We start from the raw sequence: 16,622 nt of genomic DNA, 5'->3' as shown, positions 1-16,622 counted from the left end.
AAGCTGTCGCAATGATCCGTTATCCGACAGTGTTTTGTCCTTATTTACAGCCCCACTGCTGCAGGAGCCTCTGTTTATTTATCTGTAACCATTGTACCGCAATTATGGTGGCAGCATTATCAATAGTGCCATCTGCCACTAGCTGACAAACCTCAGCAAAGGGTAGCACATGCACCAGAATATCTTCGCCCTCTTCCGCCAGACCATGCACCCCACCCGCTTGAGCGCTATCCACTCTGGCACAGAGCAGATCAACATATTCATCACTGCCACCGGCACTGGGAAGATAGCGGGTTATAGGCACAATATCGCTAATAGATACTCCGGCTTCTTCAACGGATTCCCGCGAGGCAACATCTTCAGCGGTTTCTCCGGGCTCTACAATTCCTGCGACTAATTCCAGTAACCAGGGACTGCCCGGCTTACCGATTGCGCCAACCCTGAATTGTTCAATCAGTAACACCGCATCCCGAACGGGATCAAATAACAAAACACAGACCGCATCATCACGCTGAAACTGCTCACGGATAATCTCTATCTCGCCACCCTCAAACAGTTTATGCCGGATTTTTAACCGGCCAATCTTAAAAAAACCATCGCAGATACGCTCATGTTCAACCACTTCCATATCTTGCGCACCAAAGCGCGGATGCCACTGTGCCATCGTATTTTCCTGCTCCAGATCACTAAACTTCACTCATAGGTCGAATGCCAATATAGCATGACTGGTATCAGCCACCTTTAACTGTATATAATTAACTGATATATCAATATTACCTAAAGGAATATATAAGAATTCCCTAATATTGATACAGCTTTTTATACAGGACCAGCATGTCACGACTCTTAGCCTACTTACCGCTTTATAGCTGGTTAAAGAACTATCAGCGGGATAGCTTTGTCAGTGATATGGTGGCCGGGATTGTCGTGGGTATCATGCTTATCCCTCAAGGTATGGCCTATGCATTTCTGGCCGGCTTGCCGCCACAGTACGGTTTGTATGCTGCTATTATTCCGCTGTTCTTATATGCCCTGCTAGGTTCCAGCCGCAGTCTGGCTGTCGGTCCGGTCGCCATCGCCTCCCTCATGGTAGGTTCAACTATTGCAGACTCCACCGCGCGCGGCCTGGGCGACCCTGTCACTATTGCGATCAACCTTTCGCTATTAGTGGGCGTAATTCTGATCCTGCTACGCATCATGCGGCTGGGTGCTATCGTAAACTTTATGAGCCACTCGGTAATATCCGGCTTCACCAGTGCCGCAGCACTATTAATCGCTATCAGTCAGATTCGGCACCTGACCGGGCTCAATATCCCCTCAGGTGGCTTTTTTACCGATACCTTCAGCTACCTGCTAAGCAATCTCCAGGCAGTTAACAGCGCAACCTTATTACTCGGCTTATCTGGTCTGTTCACCCTCTGGTTTGTAAAGGCCAAACTTTGCTGCCTGCTGGAACGCTCTCCTTTGCCTGTCTGGCTGGTGCAGCCTGTCTGCCGTGCCGGACCGATGTTTGCCATGATCGTTGGCATTGTACTGGTTGCCAGCTTGCAACTGGAGCAAAGCCATCAGGTTGCTATTGTAGGGGCCATCCCTGAAGGCTTACCTACGCTGAGCTTAATCAGTATTGATCTGCAGCTATGGCAGCAACTGCTTACCCCTGCGTTTCTGATCGCACTGATCGGTTTTCTGGAAAGCGTATCTGTCGGGACTACTCTGGCCAGTAAGCGACGCGAGCGCATCGATCCGAATAAAGAGTTAATCGCACTTGGGGCTGCCAATCTGGGGGCAGCATTTAGCGGAACCTATCCGGTTGCCGGCGGTTTTGGCCGTTCAATGGTTAACCACTCTGCCGGCGCTCAAACCACTATCGCATCGATTATCTCAGCACTGATGGTGGTGATCACGGTCAGTTTCTTCACCCCACTGTTCTACTATCTGCCAAAAGCAGTATTAGGCGCAGTCATTATTATGGCGGTGATACCGCTGATCGATGTTAAATCCTTTACCGATAGCTGGCGGTTCAATAAAGCCGATGCACTGACCCTGCTGGGCACCTTCGCCTTTGTTCTGTTACTTGGCGTCGAGCTGGGCATAATGGCCGGTATCGCCATCTCCTTCATACTTCTGCTTTACCGTAGCAGTCAGCCCCATATTGCCGTGGTGGGCCGGGTGGGTGATAGTCAGCACTTCAGAAATATTCAGCGCCACGATGTCGCTACCGACAAGCATATTCTGGCGATCCGGGTAGATGAAAGCCTGTACTTTGCCAATACCCGCTTCGTTGAAGACTTTATCCGGGCACAGTGCGCCAGCCACCGCCAGGTTGAACATGTAGTTCTGATCTGTAACGCCGTTAACTTTATCGATGCCAGTGCGCTGGAGAGCTTAGAAAACCTCTCAGTCCATCTGCAGTCTCAAGCTATCACACTGCATTTTGCCGAGGTCAAAGGACCGGTAATGGATCAGTTACAAAGCACCCGGTTTATTGAACAGATCAGTCCGGGAAGAATATTTTTCACCACCGATGAAGCGGTACGTGAGCTTGGCCTGGGTGACGCTGAAGTTTATGAGATCTGAAACCTGTTTAAACGACTGAGCGTCAATTCTTCAAGCCGGGTTCTGAAATGAGCGTAACATCTGAATCTCTTCCGCCCAGATCGTATCATCGATAGTTTCCAGCACCATCGGGACTCCCCGGAAGCGATCATCGGTCATGATATACCGGAATACTTCTAAGCCGATCTCACCCATTCCCAGACTATGATGCCGGTCCTTGCGGCTGGCATATTCAGCTTTAGAATCGTTCAGATGCATACCCTTGAGGTACTGAAAGCCCACATAACGTTCAAATTCAGCAAAGGTCGTCTCACAATCATCACGATCCCGCAAATCATAGCCTGAAGCAAAGGTGTGACAGGTATCCAGACAAACACCGACGCGACTTTTATCTTCCACCCGCTCGATAATATGACCCAGCTGTTCAAACCGGTTCCCCAGGTTGCTGCCCTGGCCAGCGGTATTCTCAATCACTGCGGTGACACCACTGGTTTGATCCAGCGCGATATTGATCGATTCAGCAATCGTATTAAGACAGACCTCTTCATCCACTTTGCGCAGATGACTACCGGGATGAAAGTTCAGATAGCAGAGCCCCAGCTGTTCACAACGTTGCAGCTCATCAATAAAAGCGTTGCGGGATTTTTCTAACGGCTCAGCTTCCGGATGCCCCAGATTGATCAGGTAACTGTCATGGGGCAGCACCTGTTCAGGTGCAAATCCCAACCGCTCACAGCTATCGCGAAACTTTTTGATGCTGCCTTTAGTCAGCGGTTTAGCTTCCCAGCGACGCTGGTTCTTAGTAAACAGGGCAAAAGCATTTGCGCCAAGTTTAGCCGCATTAAGCGGGGCATTTTCAACACCGCCGGCAGCACTGACATGAGCTCCCACATAGTACATATTTAACACCTTAAAGAATCGTTACGAGCAATCAATGGGCAAGGCGCCCGGAGCGCAAGAACCGCAGTATATAAGTGATATATGAGGAATCTGAGCACCGCGCAACGCCGCCCATTGATTGCGCAGTAGATTATCTCAGGTGTTACAGCTTACAAGCACCGCCTAGGCAGTCATCAAAATCCATACTCTCTAGCTCAGCACGCTCAGCCTGTGCAGTCTTGATACGGTTGAACATCTCAGCTTCCACACTGCCATCTTCAGCAATGCCCGCTTTTTCAAATACAGCAACCAGAGTGTTCAGCTCATCCAGGGTAAAATCATTCATCGTTTAGTCTCTCTTATTACATGCTGCCAGCTACAAAGGCAGCAGGTGATCTATCATTAGTTGCAGGCTACGTTGCCCACGGAATTCGTTTATATCTAATCGATACACCGCACGGACACGCTGTATCGTTTCATCAGGCCAGGTATCGGTATCAGCATTAAAATGAATCGCATCAATCGCGATACCTGTATCTGGTTCCATTAACACCAGTTTCAAGTGTCGCTGACCAACTATTCGCTGTTGCAGCAGAGAAAACTCACCATCAAACAGCGGCTCAGGAAACTGATGCCCCCAGGGGCCGGCTTCACGCAACAGCTCCGCCATCTCCATATTCAGCTCAGATCCCAGCAGGCCACCATCGGTTAACACTGAATGCTGTAACTGCTCGGCACTCATCTGGCGCCTGACCTCAGCATCAAACGCCTGTTGAAACAGCGCCAGATGCTCAGCTGCGATAGTCATACCCGCAGCCATCGCGTGACCGCCAAATTTTTTCAGCAGTTGCGGATGTTTAGCCGCTACTGCATCCAGCCCATCACGGATATGGAACCCCGGTACCGAGCGGGCAGAACCCTTCAATTCGCCGCTATCGCCGATCGCAAAAGCCACCACGGGACGGTTTACTTTCTCTTTGATCCGCGACGCCAGTATCCCTATCACCCCCTGGTGCCAACTAGCGTCATAAAGACACAGTCCAAAAGGCAATTCGCCCTCAGCATCCAGTTGCAGCTCGTCTAACAAGCCATTGGCCTGCTGCTGCATCTCCTGCTCAATACTGCGTCGCTCCTGATTCAACCCATCCAGCTTCAACGCCAGTTGTTTTGCCTGTTCAGGATCACCGGTCAGCAAACATTCAATGCCGATCGACATATCATCCAGTCGTCCCGCTGCATTCAGGCGCGGCGCCAACGCAAAGCCAAGATCGGTAGCCGTAAGGCGGCTGCGCTGACGACCACTGATATCGATCAACGCCAGAATACCAGGACGGGCTTTACCGGATCGAATCCGCTGTAATCCCTGATATACCAGAGTACGGTTATTCTGCTCCAGAGGTACTACATCGGCCACCGTACCTAAGGCAACCAGATCCAACAGCGATCCCAGATTCGGCTTAGCCAGGTTATTTCGCGTAAACCAGTCCAGCTGTTCAAGCTCACGGCGCAGGGCCGTAATCAGATAGAAAATAACGCCCACACCGCAGGTCGACTTCTCGCTAAACCGGCAATCCGGCTGATTAGGATTCACAATGGCACAGGCATCCGGCAGTCTCTCGCCCGGCAGGTGATGATCGGTAATAATGACATCAATTCCCAGCGCATTTGCCTGAGCAACACCTTCGACGCTGGAGATACCATTATCAACAGTAATGATCAGATCCGGTTGCTGTTGCGCCGCAACTTTGACTATTTCAGGGCTTAAACCATAACCAAACTCAAAGCGATTCGGGACCAGATAACTGACGCGCTCAGCGCCCATCATTCCCAGTCCAAGGATGCCGACGGCGGTGCTGGTCGCACCATCACAGTCAAAGTCACCCACGATCAGAATATGCTGTTTCTGTTCCAATGCGATAATAAGACGAGCGACTGCGGCAGATAAACCCAACATATCCTTGCCAGTCTGCAGCTGTTGCAGGCTTCGCCCCAGATTATCCAGATCATCAAGACCCCGACTGGCGTATATGCGTGCCAATAGCGGATGTGCCTGATTAAATATCTTACCTTTATCGTCTGCGCTGCGACGACGAATGATCAGTTCAGTCATTCCGAGTTATCTCAGAAGCAGGAGTTATCTCAGAAGCGGGAACGCTCTCCGGCGAGGGAAAGAGTACCGCTGTTTTTTCAGTCAGGTAGTAAGCCGAAAGACCCAGCCACTCACGCATACCGATACCCAGCTCAAAAAGATTGCGGCCCAGATCAGCCCGCCAGTTTTCTACTGTTACCGGTTTAGAGTAATAATCCACCGGATAGGGAATAACATTCCAACCCTGATTCTGGAATATGCCCATGGAACGGGGCATATGGAATGCCGAAGTCACCAACAACCAGCCTTCTGCATCGGCAATATCACTACCAGCAGGCAGGCTATCATGGCTATAGATCGCATTTTCAAAGGTATTACGAGAATTGCGTTCATAAATAACCCGGTTATCCAGCTGCTGCGACTGCAACCAACTCTGCAAGACATCAGCACCACGAAACTCCGGCTTAGTTACAGAACCTGAGCCACCTGTCAGCACGACCGGCACGTCTTTATAGCGCTGCAGAAGCGGCAGTATCGCCATATCCCGCTCCGCCGCCATATTAAACTGCGGTTGTTGCCAGACTGAACTAAGCTCAGCTTCTTCAGCCCCGCCTAAAACAATAATACCGGCAACGTCAGCCGGCATCTGCTGGGGTTGTGGAAATCGCTTCTCCAACGGTTGTAACAACAGATTTCCCATCGGGTAGAACGTGATCAGCAACAGGCTGAAAACCACCAGTCCTGTAATTTTACGCCAGCCAAACAGCAGTGAGATCAGCAACAGCAGCGCCAGAAAATTACCCGGATTTGCCAACACCCAAAACACTTTCGACAGTAGAAAAAACAGATCCATCAATAATTCCCCCCCAGGAATTTAAATATCACTTTTCAGAGCCAAAAAAACCCGTTACAGCTAGCTGTAACGGGCTCATCTTAAGCCTGTATAGACTCAGTCATTATGTATATTACCAGCCACAAACTGCTGCACCTGGCTCAGTTCGTTTGGCAGTACAGTAAACTGCTCTTCACGCTCAAACAGGTCAGCCATATGAGGCGGCAGCTGAGGTGATTCAAGGCCTGCTTTCAACACAGCTTCCGGGAACTTAACCGGATGTGCAGTCGACAGAACGATCATCGGTACGCTGGCATCACGATTACATTCACGACCCGCAGCAACGCCGATCGCAGTGTGAGGATCCAGCAGATAGCCGGTCTCATCGGCGACCTTGGCAATCACATCGCAGGTTGCTTCATCATCACAGGCAAAGCTATCGAACAGCTCGCGAACCTTAGTCCAACGCGCTTCATCCAGCTGTACCGGCTCAGTTTTAAACTTATCCATCAATGCACTGATCTCTGCACCATCACGACCATAAACATCAAACAGCAGACGCTCAAAGTTAGACGACACCATGATATCCATGGAAGGCGATAAGGTATGCACCAGCTCACCTTTACTCATATCATTGCCGGAGATAACCCGGTGCAGGATATCGTTCTTGTTGGTAGCAACCACCAGCTGACTGATCGGCAGGCCCATCTGTTTCGCCAGATAACCGGCAAAAATATCACCAAAGTTACCGGTTGGCACAGAGAACGCGACTTCGCGATGCGGACCACCAACAGCCAGAGACGCTGAGAAGTAGTAAACGATCTGGGACATGATACGCGCCCAGTTGATCGAGTTAACAGCACCCAGCTTGCGACCGCCCAGGAAGCTCTGATCGGCAAAGCTGTCTTTAACCATCTGCTGACAGTCATCGAAGTTACCTTCCAGGGCAACATTGAACACATTATCTTCGATAATGCTGGTCATCTGCTTGCGCTGTACTTCAGATACACGGTTATACGGATGCAGAATGAAGATATCCAGATGTTCGCTATGACGACAACCTTCAATCGCTGCCGAACCGGTATCACCGGACGTCGCACCCAGAATAACCAGACGTTCCTGACGCTTAGTCAGGGCGTAGTCCATCAGGCGACCAAGCAATTGCAGAGCAAAGTCTTTAAATGCCAGTGTCGGACCGTGGAACAGCTCCAATACCCACTCGTTGGTGCCCAGCTCTTTCAGCGGTGCAACAGCGCTATGGTTAAAACCGGCATAGGTCTCGTCAATCATCTGTTTAAGATCGGCATCAGCAACACAGTCATCAACAAATGGCTTGATGATTTTATACGCCAGTTCGTTGTATGGCAGACCCGCCCAGGAAGCGATCTCTTCCTTGCTGAAAGTAGGCAAAACTTCTGGCACATACAGACCGCCATCACTGGCCAGGCCAGCCAGCAGTACTTCTTCAAAATTCAGTGCTGGGGCTTCACCCCGGGTAGAGATATATTTCACTGTCTTATTCCTGCTTACAGGTGCTCAACACGGATACGGGTAACAGGCTCGTTTACATCATCAAGCGCTTCGATCTTAGCGATCGCTTCATCCATCTGTTTTTCCTGCACTTCCTGAGTCAGGATAATCACAGGTACCTGGTCTTCATGGGTCTCTTTCTGAACGATCGCATCAATACTGATACCTGATTCGCTCAGGATAGAAGTCACCATCGCCAACACACCCGGACGCTCATTCACATTCAAACGCAGATAGTAGGCACTGATAACATCTTCAACAGGTAATACCGGAGTCTCAGACAGACTACCCGGCTGGAATGCCAGGTGAGGTACACGGTTATCACGATCAGCAGTCAGGGTACGAACCACATCAACGATATCAGCAACCACCGCAGAAGCGGTTGGTTCAGCACCGGCACCGGCACCGTAATACATAGTCTGACCGACCGCGTCGCCATCTACTAATACAGCGTTCATTACACCGTGAACATTCGCCAGCAGCGCTTTTTCAGGAATCATGGTTGGATGCACACGCAGTTCAACACCGTTCTCGGTGCGACGGCTGATTCCCAGATGCTTGATCCGGTATCCCAGCTCTTCGGCGTACTGAACATCTTCAGCGGTAATCATGCTAATACCTTCGGTATAAGCTTTTTCAAACTGCAGCGGAATACCGAACGCCAGTGACGCCAGAATAGTCAGCTTATGCGCAGCATCGATCCCTTCAACGTCAAACGTCGGATCGGCTTCGGCATAACCCAGCGCCTGCGCTTCGGCCAGCACATCAGCAAAATCGCGGCCTTTGTCACGCATCTCGGTCAGGATAAAGTTACCAGTACCGTTGATGATACCCGCCAGCCAGTTGATCTTGTTTGCAGACAGGCCTTCACGGATCGCTTTGATAATTGGAATGCCGCCAGCAACAGAAGCTTCAAAAGCAACCATCACATTTTTCTTCTGGGCCGCTTCAAAGATCTCGTTACCGTGCACTGCGATCAACGCTTTGTTCGCAGTAACAACGTGCTTACCGTGTTCGATAGCCGTCAACACCAGCTCAAGTGCGATGTCATAACCACCGATAAGCTCTACTACAACATCAATTTCAGGGTTGCGGGCAACCTCAAAAATATCTGCTGTAATATGGGTACCTTTAGTGTCGCAATCAGGATTTTCACGACGCGCGCCAATCGCTTCGACAACGATGCTACGACCCGCACGACGGGAAATCTCTTCAGCGTTACGTTTAAGTACATTGAAAGTACCGCCACCAACGGTGCCAAGCCCACAGATACCAACTTTTACTGGTTTCAAACCATTACCTCGCGCTATTACTCTGCTGTTCGATCGGCAGACATTACTGCGGTTAAAAAATAGGCACGCATTATAGCGAAAAGCCGGCCTGAGAACTATGCAGCAAAACCCTTAGGCAATAAAAAAAGGGAGCATAAAGCCCCCTTCTTTGAAAAATACCACTCTATTAGTTGGCTACACCCAACATTTTTGCCAACTGATCAGCAGGAACATAACCTGGCACCAGAGAACCATCTTCCAGAATCAACGCCGGCGTTCCGGAGATACCCATCTTCTGACCCAGCTGCCACTGCTCCAGCACCGGGCTTTCTGCACAGCTATCAGCCGGAATAGACTGACCGGATTTAGCCCGGGTCATCAGCTTACCCTGCTCGCTCTTGTCAGCACACCAGATCGCATCCATGGTCTTATGCGCTGCAGAGCCAGCTCCGGCACGAGGAAACGCCAGATAACGCACCTCGATACCTTTAGCGGTAATCTGCTTCATCTCTTTGTGTAGCTTACGACAATAAAAACAATCCACATCAGTATAGATAGTGACATGCGCCTTCTTGTCACCATCGGCAGGAAAGACCACCATATCTTCAGTTTTTACGGCGACTAACTGCTCAACCCGCTCAACCTTTTTTCCCTCTTCCGAGAGATTAACCAGCATGCCATCGGCTTTTACTTTATAAACTTCACCCACGATAAAGTGCGAACCGGTTTCATTAGCATATAGCAGCTCACCACTGGCCAGCGTCACTTCATACAATCCCGGGAACTGCGCTTCCTGTATCGCAACAATCGGTACCCGGGCATCCAGCGCACTCAAAGCAGAACGAATCGCTTCTTCTTTTGCAGCATCAGCTGACGCATTAAAGCTCAGCATTAGCGTCGCCGCCATCATTAACAATAAATTACGTACAGAATTACGCATAGAGCCCTCAAATGTTCTTTGCCTTCATTGGCCATGCGTTATATGACGCACTAAAGCCTGTTAAAGTTCCAGCCTACAACCGGAAAATGAAAAATACCTGAAAATCATCCCCGCGGATGATGCTGACGATGCAGCGATTGTAAACGATGCTGCGCTATATGCGTATAGATCTGTGTTGTCGACAGGTCACTATGACCCAACAACAACTGCACCACTCGCAGATCGGCCCCATGGTTAAGCAGATGTGTCGCAAATGCATGCCGAAGCACATGGGGAGAGGGCAACTTTTCAATGCCCGCTGTAACGCCATGACGCTTAATTCGGTACCAAAAAGTCTGCCGGGTCATCTGCTGGCCACGTTTACTGGGAAACACTACCTCATTGACCGGATCATCGATCAACAATGGCCGAACCTGCTTTACATAGCGAACCAGCCAGTCTGCGGCTTCATCTCCCAGGGGGACCAACCGTTCTTTATCACCCTTACCCATCACCCGAATCACGCCCTGACGCAGATTGATCTGCGATAGCTGCAAGCTGACCAGCTCAGTAACACGCAAGCCCGATGAGTAAAGCAGTTCAAGCATAGCACGATCACGAAAATCAATAGGTTGCGCCAGATCCGGTGCTCGCAACAACGCCTCAACTTCGATCTCGGTCAGCGTTTTAGGTAACGGCCGGCCTCGCTTAGGACTTTCAACCTGCAACGTTGGGTCTTCACTAATCTGATTTTCCCGCAACAGATAGCGAAAGAAACCCCGCAGGCAGGAGAGCATTCTTGAAGTAGAACTGGCCTTCACCCGCTCTTTAACGCGCCAGTTCAGGTAAGCCAACAGATCAGTTCGCTGCGAATTAAACAGAGTAGTATTGCGCTCGTTTAACCAACAAGCATAAAGCGAAAGATCCCTGCGATAGGAACTCAGGGTATTCTTGCTCAAGCCTTTTTCCAGCCACAGCATATCGAGATACTGCTGAATCAGCTCAAGATCTGGCTGAGCAGGTGATCTGGCTGTACATCTTGCATCAACTGTCAGATCGACAGTATCAGAGCTGTTTTTTTCCTCTATCACTTATGCCATACCTATTCCCGGCACAGCGTCAGTAGAGCACCTGTAATCCGGAGAGTTTTGTTCTGTTTATCGGGTAGATAGCACTACCCTGGCCGGTATGCTCATCCACATAAAGCATATCGCCATCAATTCGCTCTAGTGTACCTGCTACCTTACGCCCATAGTAGGTTTGGAGCTTAACCCAACTACCGATAAAACGGTCGAGTTGCTCCGGCCGGACTTCCCGGTAAGTTTTATCCCGAACCGGCTCAGCCTCAGATCCCAATACCGCTTTGCGTATCGCCGCACGGGTTTCCTGACGTCTCATTTCAGCCTTATCTGAAGCATTATCCTGAGCATACTCACCCGTGCTACTGCCAGCTCCCGGTGCCCGCAAAGCCGTTTCAGTCTGTATCCGCGCTACCGCTTCATCCAGGGTAGCAGCCACAGCACGCTCCGAAAAATGGATCCATTGCCCGCCCAGCTGCACTTTTGGATTCAGGAGACGCCAGTCTCTGGTCAACTCGATTGATTTTAACTGCTCGAAAAGCATCGGTTCTACAGGCTGAAACTCAAACTTCACCGCACCACTGTTTGACACCAGCAACTGATAATCAAGCAGCTCTTTACTATTTGACTGCCACCCCTCCTGATCAAGCAGTACAGCTACCCGGTCCAGGTGAAGCTTCAGATACTGATCGACAATGTCGTCATCCAGGCCGGCGCAATAAGCGTTGCGCCGTCCGTTATAACCCCGGTCAGCATAAGCCAGGTCAGCTTGTTTCAACCATAACGGATAGCCCGCCAGCATCGTATCAGACACAGCCGGAAGATCGGTTTTAAACTGCGTTGCCAACGAAAGATCAAATAGCGACCTAAAGGATAAAGACAGCTCTGCCTGCAGCACTTTACCCGTCGGATTCAGTTCAAAACCAAACTGACCATCACCGGTTAACGACTCGACACCTACTTCATAGAACTGCTGCATACTTAAAGACCGGTGCCCACCACAGGCCATCATCAGGGTTTCACTGAGTCGGTTTTGAGGTATCAGAGATGCCGTTAGCTGGTCGGTCAGGATTATATTGGCCGGCGTCAGATTAAACGCCAGTTGTTTAAGAGAGAGTTGTAACTTTGATGGCCAGACTATCTGACCCGCAGACTGCGCACCACTGAGCAGATAGCCCCAACCCGGACTATCAATAACGATCTGCCCTACGGATACACCACCACTACCTTTTGACGGATTGACGGATACATCTTTGAGGGTAATATTGCCGCTCAGATCCACCGACAGATCACTATAACTGATCTGCATTAGCGGTCTTAGCTTTACAACCGTCTGCTCTACAGCCGAGTCAGCCTGACTGTGCACATAGCCATACCCCCCGCCTAATGAGAGCAGCAATAGCGCAGCGACTGATCCCAGCAAGACTCCCGTTCTCGCCATAGAGTTATCCTTTAATTATTTCGCCTGACTGACCTTAGCGGCCACTGTGGCACGTGAAATACTATTCTGATAATTCTAGTGTGGTATTAATCCGGGAGCGAATTTCAGGCAATAAAAAAGGCGGCCTAGGCCACCTTTATTACTCAAACTGACAGGTAAGTGATTACTTAGACAGTTTCTCTTTAATACGTGCAGACTTACCACTACGCTCACGCAAGTAGTACAGTTTAGCCTGACGAACGTCACCACGACGCTTAACTTCGATGCTATCTACAGTCGCAGCGAAAGTCTGGAAAGTACGCTCAACACCCACACCGTGAGAGATCTTACGTACAGTGAATGCAGAGTTAACGCCACGGTTACGCATACCGATAACTACACCTTCAAACGCCTGCAGACGCTGACGCTCACCTTCAACAACTTTTACCTGAACGATAACAGTATCGCCCGGTGCAAATTCTGGCACTTCTTTATTCATCTGTTCAGCTTCGATCTGCTGAATGATTAGGTTTTTGCTGCTCATAGCTCGCTCCTAAATACTAATCCTGAGACGTTTCTGTCTCGCGGATAAATTCGTTTAACAATGTCAGCTGCTCTTTATCTAACTCGAGGTCATTCAGCAGGTCCGGGCGCCTTTGCCAGGTTCGTCCCAGTTGCTGTTTCAGACGCCAGCGTCTGATCGCCTCGTGGTTACCGCTAAGCAACACATCAGGTACGGACATATTGTCGAGTTCTTCCGGTCGGGTGTAGTGCGGACAATCAAGCAGTCCATCACTGAAGGAGTCTTCGGTTGCTGAATCCTGATGCCCTAATACACCGGGTACCAAGCGGGATACCGCATCGATCATTACCATTGCTGGTAACTCGCCACCGCTGAGGACAAAATCACCCAACGACCACTCTTCATCGATTTCGGTTTCCACCAGACGCTCATCAATACCTTCGTAGCGCCCTGCAACCAGAATCAACCGCTCACTCGCGGCCAGCTCCTTTGCCCCGGCATGATCAAGTCGGCGCCCCTGGGGTGAAAGATAGATTACTCTGGTCTTTTCACCTGCGGCTTGCTTAGCTGCCTGGATCGCGTCCCGCAGCGGCTGCACCTTCATCAACATCCCGGGACCACCGCCATAAGGACGGTCATCCACCGTACGGTGTTTATCCCTTGTGAACTCCCGAGGGTTCCAGCACTGCACATCGAGCAAGCCGTTGCGCACTGCCCTTCCGGTTACGCCGTTGCGAGTTACCGCTTCAAACATCTCCGGAAAAAGGGTTACAACACCGATCCACATCGGTTAAAACTCCGGATCCCAATCGACCCGCATCGTACCTTCTTCAAGGTTTATCTCTTTCACCACCTGATCCGGCAGGTAGGGAATCAATCGCTCTCTGCGATCAATACTGTCTGCCTTACCTTTCACAACCAGTACATCATTAGAACCGGTCGCTATCAGATGACTTACCTTACCCAGCTTGACGCCGGACTCGGTTAATACTTCAAGCTTTTCCAGCTGACTCCAGTAAAAATCACCTTCATCAAGCGCTGGCAGCAGGCTGGTCTCTATCGCGATATCCATGCCACAGTACTGGCGCGCCACATCCCGATCATCAACTCCTGCAAGCTTAGCTACCAGTCCCTTACCATGCTTTTTACCGTCACTTATTTTGACTGGCTGCCACTGACCATCAATCTTCAGTAGCCATGGTGAATAATTAAGGATGCTTTCCATCGGCTCGGTATGGGAATAAATCTTAACCCAACCTTTTACACCGTAGATCGTAGTAATCCGTCCTACCGTAGTAACTTTGTCTGACGTTAAACCACTCATCTTAATAACCCAACTGATCGCTTAAAAATGTTTACTTAGCGTTTTTAATCAGCTTAGCAACACGGTCAGACATCTGAGCGCCTTTAGCTACCCAGTAGTCAACACGCTCTTGATTAACACGCAGGCGCTCTTCCTGGCCTTTAGCCAGAGGGTTGAAGATGCCAACACGCTCAATAAAACGACCATCACGCGGATTACGAGAATCAGCTACAGTCAGGTGATAGAAAGGACGCTTCTTAGCGCCGCCACGAGAAAGACGAATAGTTACCATACGTTTGGTCCCTTTATTAAGTGAGTTTTAATATCGCTCACAGTTTACAGATCCCGACCCCGTTCCGACCTTCCCGAAGGAAAACCGACGCAGACCAGACCTAATCATAAAAACAGGGCGGAAATTCTACGCGAATCTACCGCCCTTGGAAAGCCTTTTGGCTATTTATTAAACGCCAAGGCTAAATATATAAACAGGAGCTGTAAGGCTACATACGTGGGAAGCCACCCGGACCGCCCATGCCGCCGCCCATTCCACCGCCGCCTGGCATCATACCTTTCATGCCACGCATCATTTTCGCCATACCTGCCTTAGAAGAAACAAAGCTCTTATAAAGGGTTCATCATCTTGGCCATCTGCTTTTATTTAAGCAGATACATCACTACATGCGCGGGAAGCCACCCGGGCCACCCATGCCGCCGCCCATACCTCCACCGCCTGGCATCATACCTTTCATGCCACGCATCATTTTCGCCATACCTGCTTTAGACGAAAACTTCTTCATCATCTTGGCCATCTGCTTATGCTGCTTGAGCAGACGGTTTATATCCTGAATCTGAGTACCAGAGCCCGCTGCGATACGCTTCTTACGGGAACCGGAGATAACATCCGGACGCTTACGCTCATGGGGCGTCATGGAATTGATGATCGCTTCCATCTGACCAAAGCTCTTTTCTGCACCGGCCATATTCGCACCCTGCATCATCTGGCCCATCTGCCCCATACCCGGCAGCTTATCCATCAGCGAAGACATGCCGCCCATATTATTCATCTGCTGCAGCTGATCACGGAAATCTTCCAGATCAAAGCCTTTACCTTTCTGAACTTTCTTGGCCAGCTTTTCAGCTTTCTTCTTGTCGACCTTCTGTTCAACTTCCTCAATCAGGGACAGTACGTCGCCCATACCCAGAATTCGGGAAGCAACACGATCCGGATGGAAAGGCTCCAATGCGTCGACTTTCTCGCCAACACCCAGGAACTTGATCGGTTTACCTGTGATATGACGCACAGACAGCGCAGCACCACCACGGGCATCACCATCGGTTTTGGTCAGAACCACACCGGTTAATGGCAACACATCGTTAAATGCTTTAGCAGTATTGGCAGCATCCTGACCGGTCATCGCATCGACAACAAACAGGGTTTCAACCGGCTTAACCGCCGCATGCAGATTTTTAATCTCGTCCATCATGTCGGTATCAACATGCAAACGGCCTGCGGTATCGACGATCAGTACATCAAAGTGTTTAACCCTGGCATGGTTGATCGCAGCATTAACAATATCAACCGGCTTCTGATCAGCGCTGGAAGGGAAGAAATCTACTTCAACTTCGGCCGCCAGGGTTTCCAGCTGTTTAATCGCTGCCGGACGATAAACGTCAGCAGAAACAACCAGTACTTTCTTCTTCTCACGCTCACGTAAAAAGCGGGACAGTTTAGCCACAGAGGTGGTTTTACCCGCACCCTGCAAACCCGCCATCATTACGACAGCAGGCGGCTGAGCGGCCAGGTTAAGCGCCTCATTAGCCTCGCCCATAACCTTTTCCAGCTCTTGCTGGACAATTTTAACGAAGACCTGACCCGGACTCAGACTCTTGCTAACTTCGGTACCGACAGCACGTTCTTTGACGTTGTTAATAAATTCTTTAACAACGGGCAGCGCAACATCGGCTTCCAGCAGCGCCATGCGTACTTCACGCAGAGTGCCTTTAATATTATCTTCGGTCAGCTTCGCCTGACCGGTAACCGTTTTTAACGTTTTCGATAAACGGTCCGTCAGATTTTCAAACATAGTTCCGCCCTGGGGGATTAAATCTGTTGCTGAAAGTGAGACGCAGATCTCGGCCAGCATGAATAAAGAGACGCATTATACAGTAGCAATCCGTTATACCCTAGCCCGGATAACGCTTCATTCGACGATAACCAGAG

Annotated in this window: 16 protein-coding genes; 1 reads left to right on the top strand and 15 read right to left on the bottom strand. The window is 50.1% G+C overall.

Annotated features, from left to right (window positions below; genetic code table 11):
• Positions 1-40: 40 nt before the first annotated feature.
• On the bottom strand, positions 41-664 hold the full coding sequence (locus EHS89_RS13040; protein ID WP_124926596.1) for an NUDIX domain-containing protein: 624 nt from the start codon (positions 662-664) through the stop codon (positions 41-43).
• A gap of 170 nt (positions 665-834) precedes the next feature.
• Between EHS89_RS13040 and EHS89_RS13035 the strand changes: the two genes are divergently transcribed.
• Entirely contained in the window at positions 835-2,577 is a 1,743-nt protein-coding gene (locus EHS89_RS13035) for a SulP family inorganic anion transporter (RefSeq protein ID WP_124926595.1), read from the top strand.
• 30 nt (positions 2,578-2,607) lie between these two features.
• On the opposite strand, the gene nfo is transcribed toward EHS89_RS13035, so the two are convergent.
• The 14 genes from nfo to ffh all read right to left on the bottom strand — a co-directional run bounded on the left by nfo (position 2,608) and on the right by ffh (position 16,485).
• Positions 2,608-3,456, bottom strand: a complete 849-nt coding sequence (nfo, locus tag EHS89_RS13030) for a deoxyribonuclease IV (RefSeq protein ID WP_124926594.1) — start codon at positions 3,454-3,456, stop codon at positions 2,608-2,610.
• Between the two features lie 142 nt (positions 3,457-3,598).
• A complete protein-coding gene (locus EHS89_RS13025; protein ID WP_124926593.1) occupies positions 3,599-3,781 on the bottom strand; it encodes a hypothetical protein in 183 nt (60 codons plus the stop codon).
• 30 nt (positions 3,782-3,811) lie between these two features.
• Positions 3,812-5,545, bottom strand: a complete 1,734-nt coding sequence (gene recJ, locus EHS89_RS13020) for a single-stranded-DNA-specific exonuclease RecJ (protein ID WP_124926592.1) — start codon at positions 5,543-5,545, stop codon at positions 3,812-3,814.
• On the bottom strand, positions 5,538-6,377 hold the full coding sequence (locus EHS89_RS13015; RefSeq protein WP_124926591.1) for a YdcF family protein: 840 nt from the start codon (positions 6,375-6,377) through the stop codon (positions 5,538-5,540). Before EHS89_RS13015 ends, recJ begins: the two co-directional genes overlap by 8 nt.
• Positions 6,378-6,473: 96 nt before the next feature.
• Complete coding sequence (gene thrC / locus EHS89_RS13010; protein WP_124926590.1) at positions 6,474-7,868, bottom strand: threonine synthase; 1,395 nt, start codon at positions 7,866-7,868, stop codon at positions 6,474-6,476.
• Between the two features lie 14 nt (positions 7,869-7,882).
• A complete protein-coding gene (locus tag EHS89_RS13005; protein ID WP_124926589.1) occupies positions 7,883-9,178 on the bottom strand; it encodes a homoserine dehydrogenase in 1,296 nt (431 codons plus the stop codon).
• Between the two features lie 166 nt (positions 9,179-9,344).
• Positions 9,345-10,097 (bottom strand): DsbC family protein, encoded by a 753-nt coding sequence (locus EHS89_RS13000; RefSeq protein ID WP_124926588.1) that lies wholly within the window; start codon positions 10,095-10,097, stop codon positions 9,345-9,347.
• Between the two features lie 104 nt (positions 10,098-10,201).
• Positions 10,202-11,131 (bottom strand): site-specific tyrosine recombinase XerD, encoded by a 930-nt coding sequence (gene xerD / locus EHS89_RS12995; RefSeq protein ID WP_124926744.1) that lies wholly within the window; start codon positions 11,129-11,131, stop codon positions 10,202-10,204.
• Between the two features lie 64 nt (positions 11,132-11,195).
• The gene (locus EHS89_RS12990; protein ID WP_124926587.1) at positions 11,196-12,596 is read right to left on the bottom strand and encodes an LSm family protein; all 1,401 of its coding nucleotides are present in this window, start codon (positions 12,594-12,596) and stop codon (positions 11,196-11,198) included.
• Positions 12,597-12,759: 163 nt separating this feature from the next.
• Positions 12,760-13,119, bottom strand: a complete 360-nt coding sequence (gene rplS / locus EHS89_RS12985; RefSeq protein ID WP_124926586.1) for a 50S ribosomal protein L19 — start codon at positions 13,117-13,119, stop codon at positions 12,760-12,762.
• Positions 13,120-13,135: 16 nt separating this feature from the next.
• Positions 13,136-13,885, bottom strand: a complete 750-nt coding sequence (trmD, locus tag EHS89_RS12980) for a tRNA (guanosine(37)-N1)-methyltransferase TrmD (protein WP_124926585.1) — start codon at positions 13,883-13,885, stop codon at positions 13,136-13,138.
• A 3-nt stretch (positions 13,886-13,888) separates the two neighbouring features.
• On the bottom strand, positions 13,889-14,422 hold the full coding sequence (rimM, locus tag EHS89_RS12975; RefSeq protein ID WP_124926584.1) for a ribosome maturation factor RimM: 534 nt from the start codon (positions 14,420-14,422) through the stop codon (positions 13,889-13,891).
• Positions 14,423-14,453: 31 nt separating this feature from the next.
• Positions 14,454-14,693 (bottom strand): 30S ribosomal protein S16, encoded by a 240-nt coding sequence (gene rpsP, locus EHS89_RS12970; protein WP_124926583.1) that lies wholly within the window; start codon positions 14,691-14,693, stop codon positions 14,454-14,456.
• A 382-nt stretch (positions 14,694-15,075) separates the two neighbouring features.
• On the bottom strand, positions 15,076-16,485 hold the full coding sequence (gene ffh, locus EHS89_RS12965) for a signal recognition particle protein (protein ID WP_124926582.1): 1,410 nt from the start codon (positions 16,483-16,485) through the stop codon (positions 15,076-15,078).
• Positions 16,486-16,622: the final 137 nt, after the last annotated feature.

This window comes from Amphritea balenae, assembly GCF_003858655.1.
Taxonomy (GTDB): Bacteria; Pseudomonadota; Gammaproteobacteria; order Pseudomonadales; family Balneatricaceae; genus Amphritea; species Amphritea balenae.
The sequence above is the reverse complement of the archived record's forward strand: the minus strand, read 5'-3'. Positions and strand labels throughout refer to the sequence as shown.

Coding starts and splice junctions, on each gene's coding strand:
- EHS89_RS13040 (WP_124926596.1), bottom strand. CDS start 664: ATGGCACAGTGGCATCCGCGCTTTGGTGCGCAAGATATGGAAGTGGTT.
- EHS89_RS13035 (WP_124926595.1), top strand. CDS start 835: ATGTCACGACTCTTAGCCTACTTACCGCTTTATAGCTGGTTAAAGAAC.
- nfo (WP_124926594.1), bottom strand. CDS start 3,456: ATGTACTATGTGGGAGCTCATGTCAGTGCTGCCGGCGGTGTTGAAAAT.
- EHS89_RS13025 (WP_124926593.1), bottom strand. CDS start 3,781: ATGAATGATTTTACCCTGGATGAGCTGAACACTCTGGTTGCTGTATTT.
- recJ (WP_124926592.1), bottom strand. CDS start 5,545: ATGACTGAACTGATCATTCGTCGTCGCAGCGCAGACGATAAAGGTAAG.
- EHS89_RS13015 (WP_124926591.1), bottom strand. CDS start 6,377: ATGGATCTGTTTTTTCTACTGTCGAAAGTGTTTTGGGTGTTGGCAAAT.
- EHS89_RS13000 (WP_124926588.1), bottom strand. CDS start 10,097: ATGCGTAATTCTGTACGTAATTTATTGTTAATGATGGCGGCGACGCTA.
- EHS89_RS12990 (WP_124926587.1), bottom strand. CDS start 12,596: ATGGCGAGAACGGGAGTCTTGCTGGGATCAGTCGCTGCGCTATTGCTG.
- rplS (WP_124926586.1), bottom strand. CDS start 13,119: ATGAGCAGCAAAAACCTAATCATTCAGCAGATCGAAGCTGAACAGATG.
- trmD (WP_124926585.1), bottom strand. CDS start 13,885: ATGTGGATCGGTGTTGTAACCCTTTTTCCGGAGATGTTTGAAGCGGTA.
- rimM (WP_124926584.1), bottom strand. CDS start 14,422: ATGAGTGGTTTAACGTCAGACAAAGTTACTACGGTAGGACGGATTACT.
- rpsP (WP_124926583.1), bottom strand. CDS start 14,693: ATGGTAACTATTCGTCTTTCTCGTGGCGGCGCTAAGAAGCGTCCTTTC.
- ffh (WP_124926582.1), bottom strand. CDS start 16,485: ATGTTTGAAAATCTGACGGACCGTTTATCGAAAACGTTAAAAACGGTT.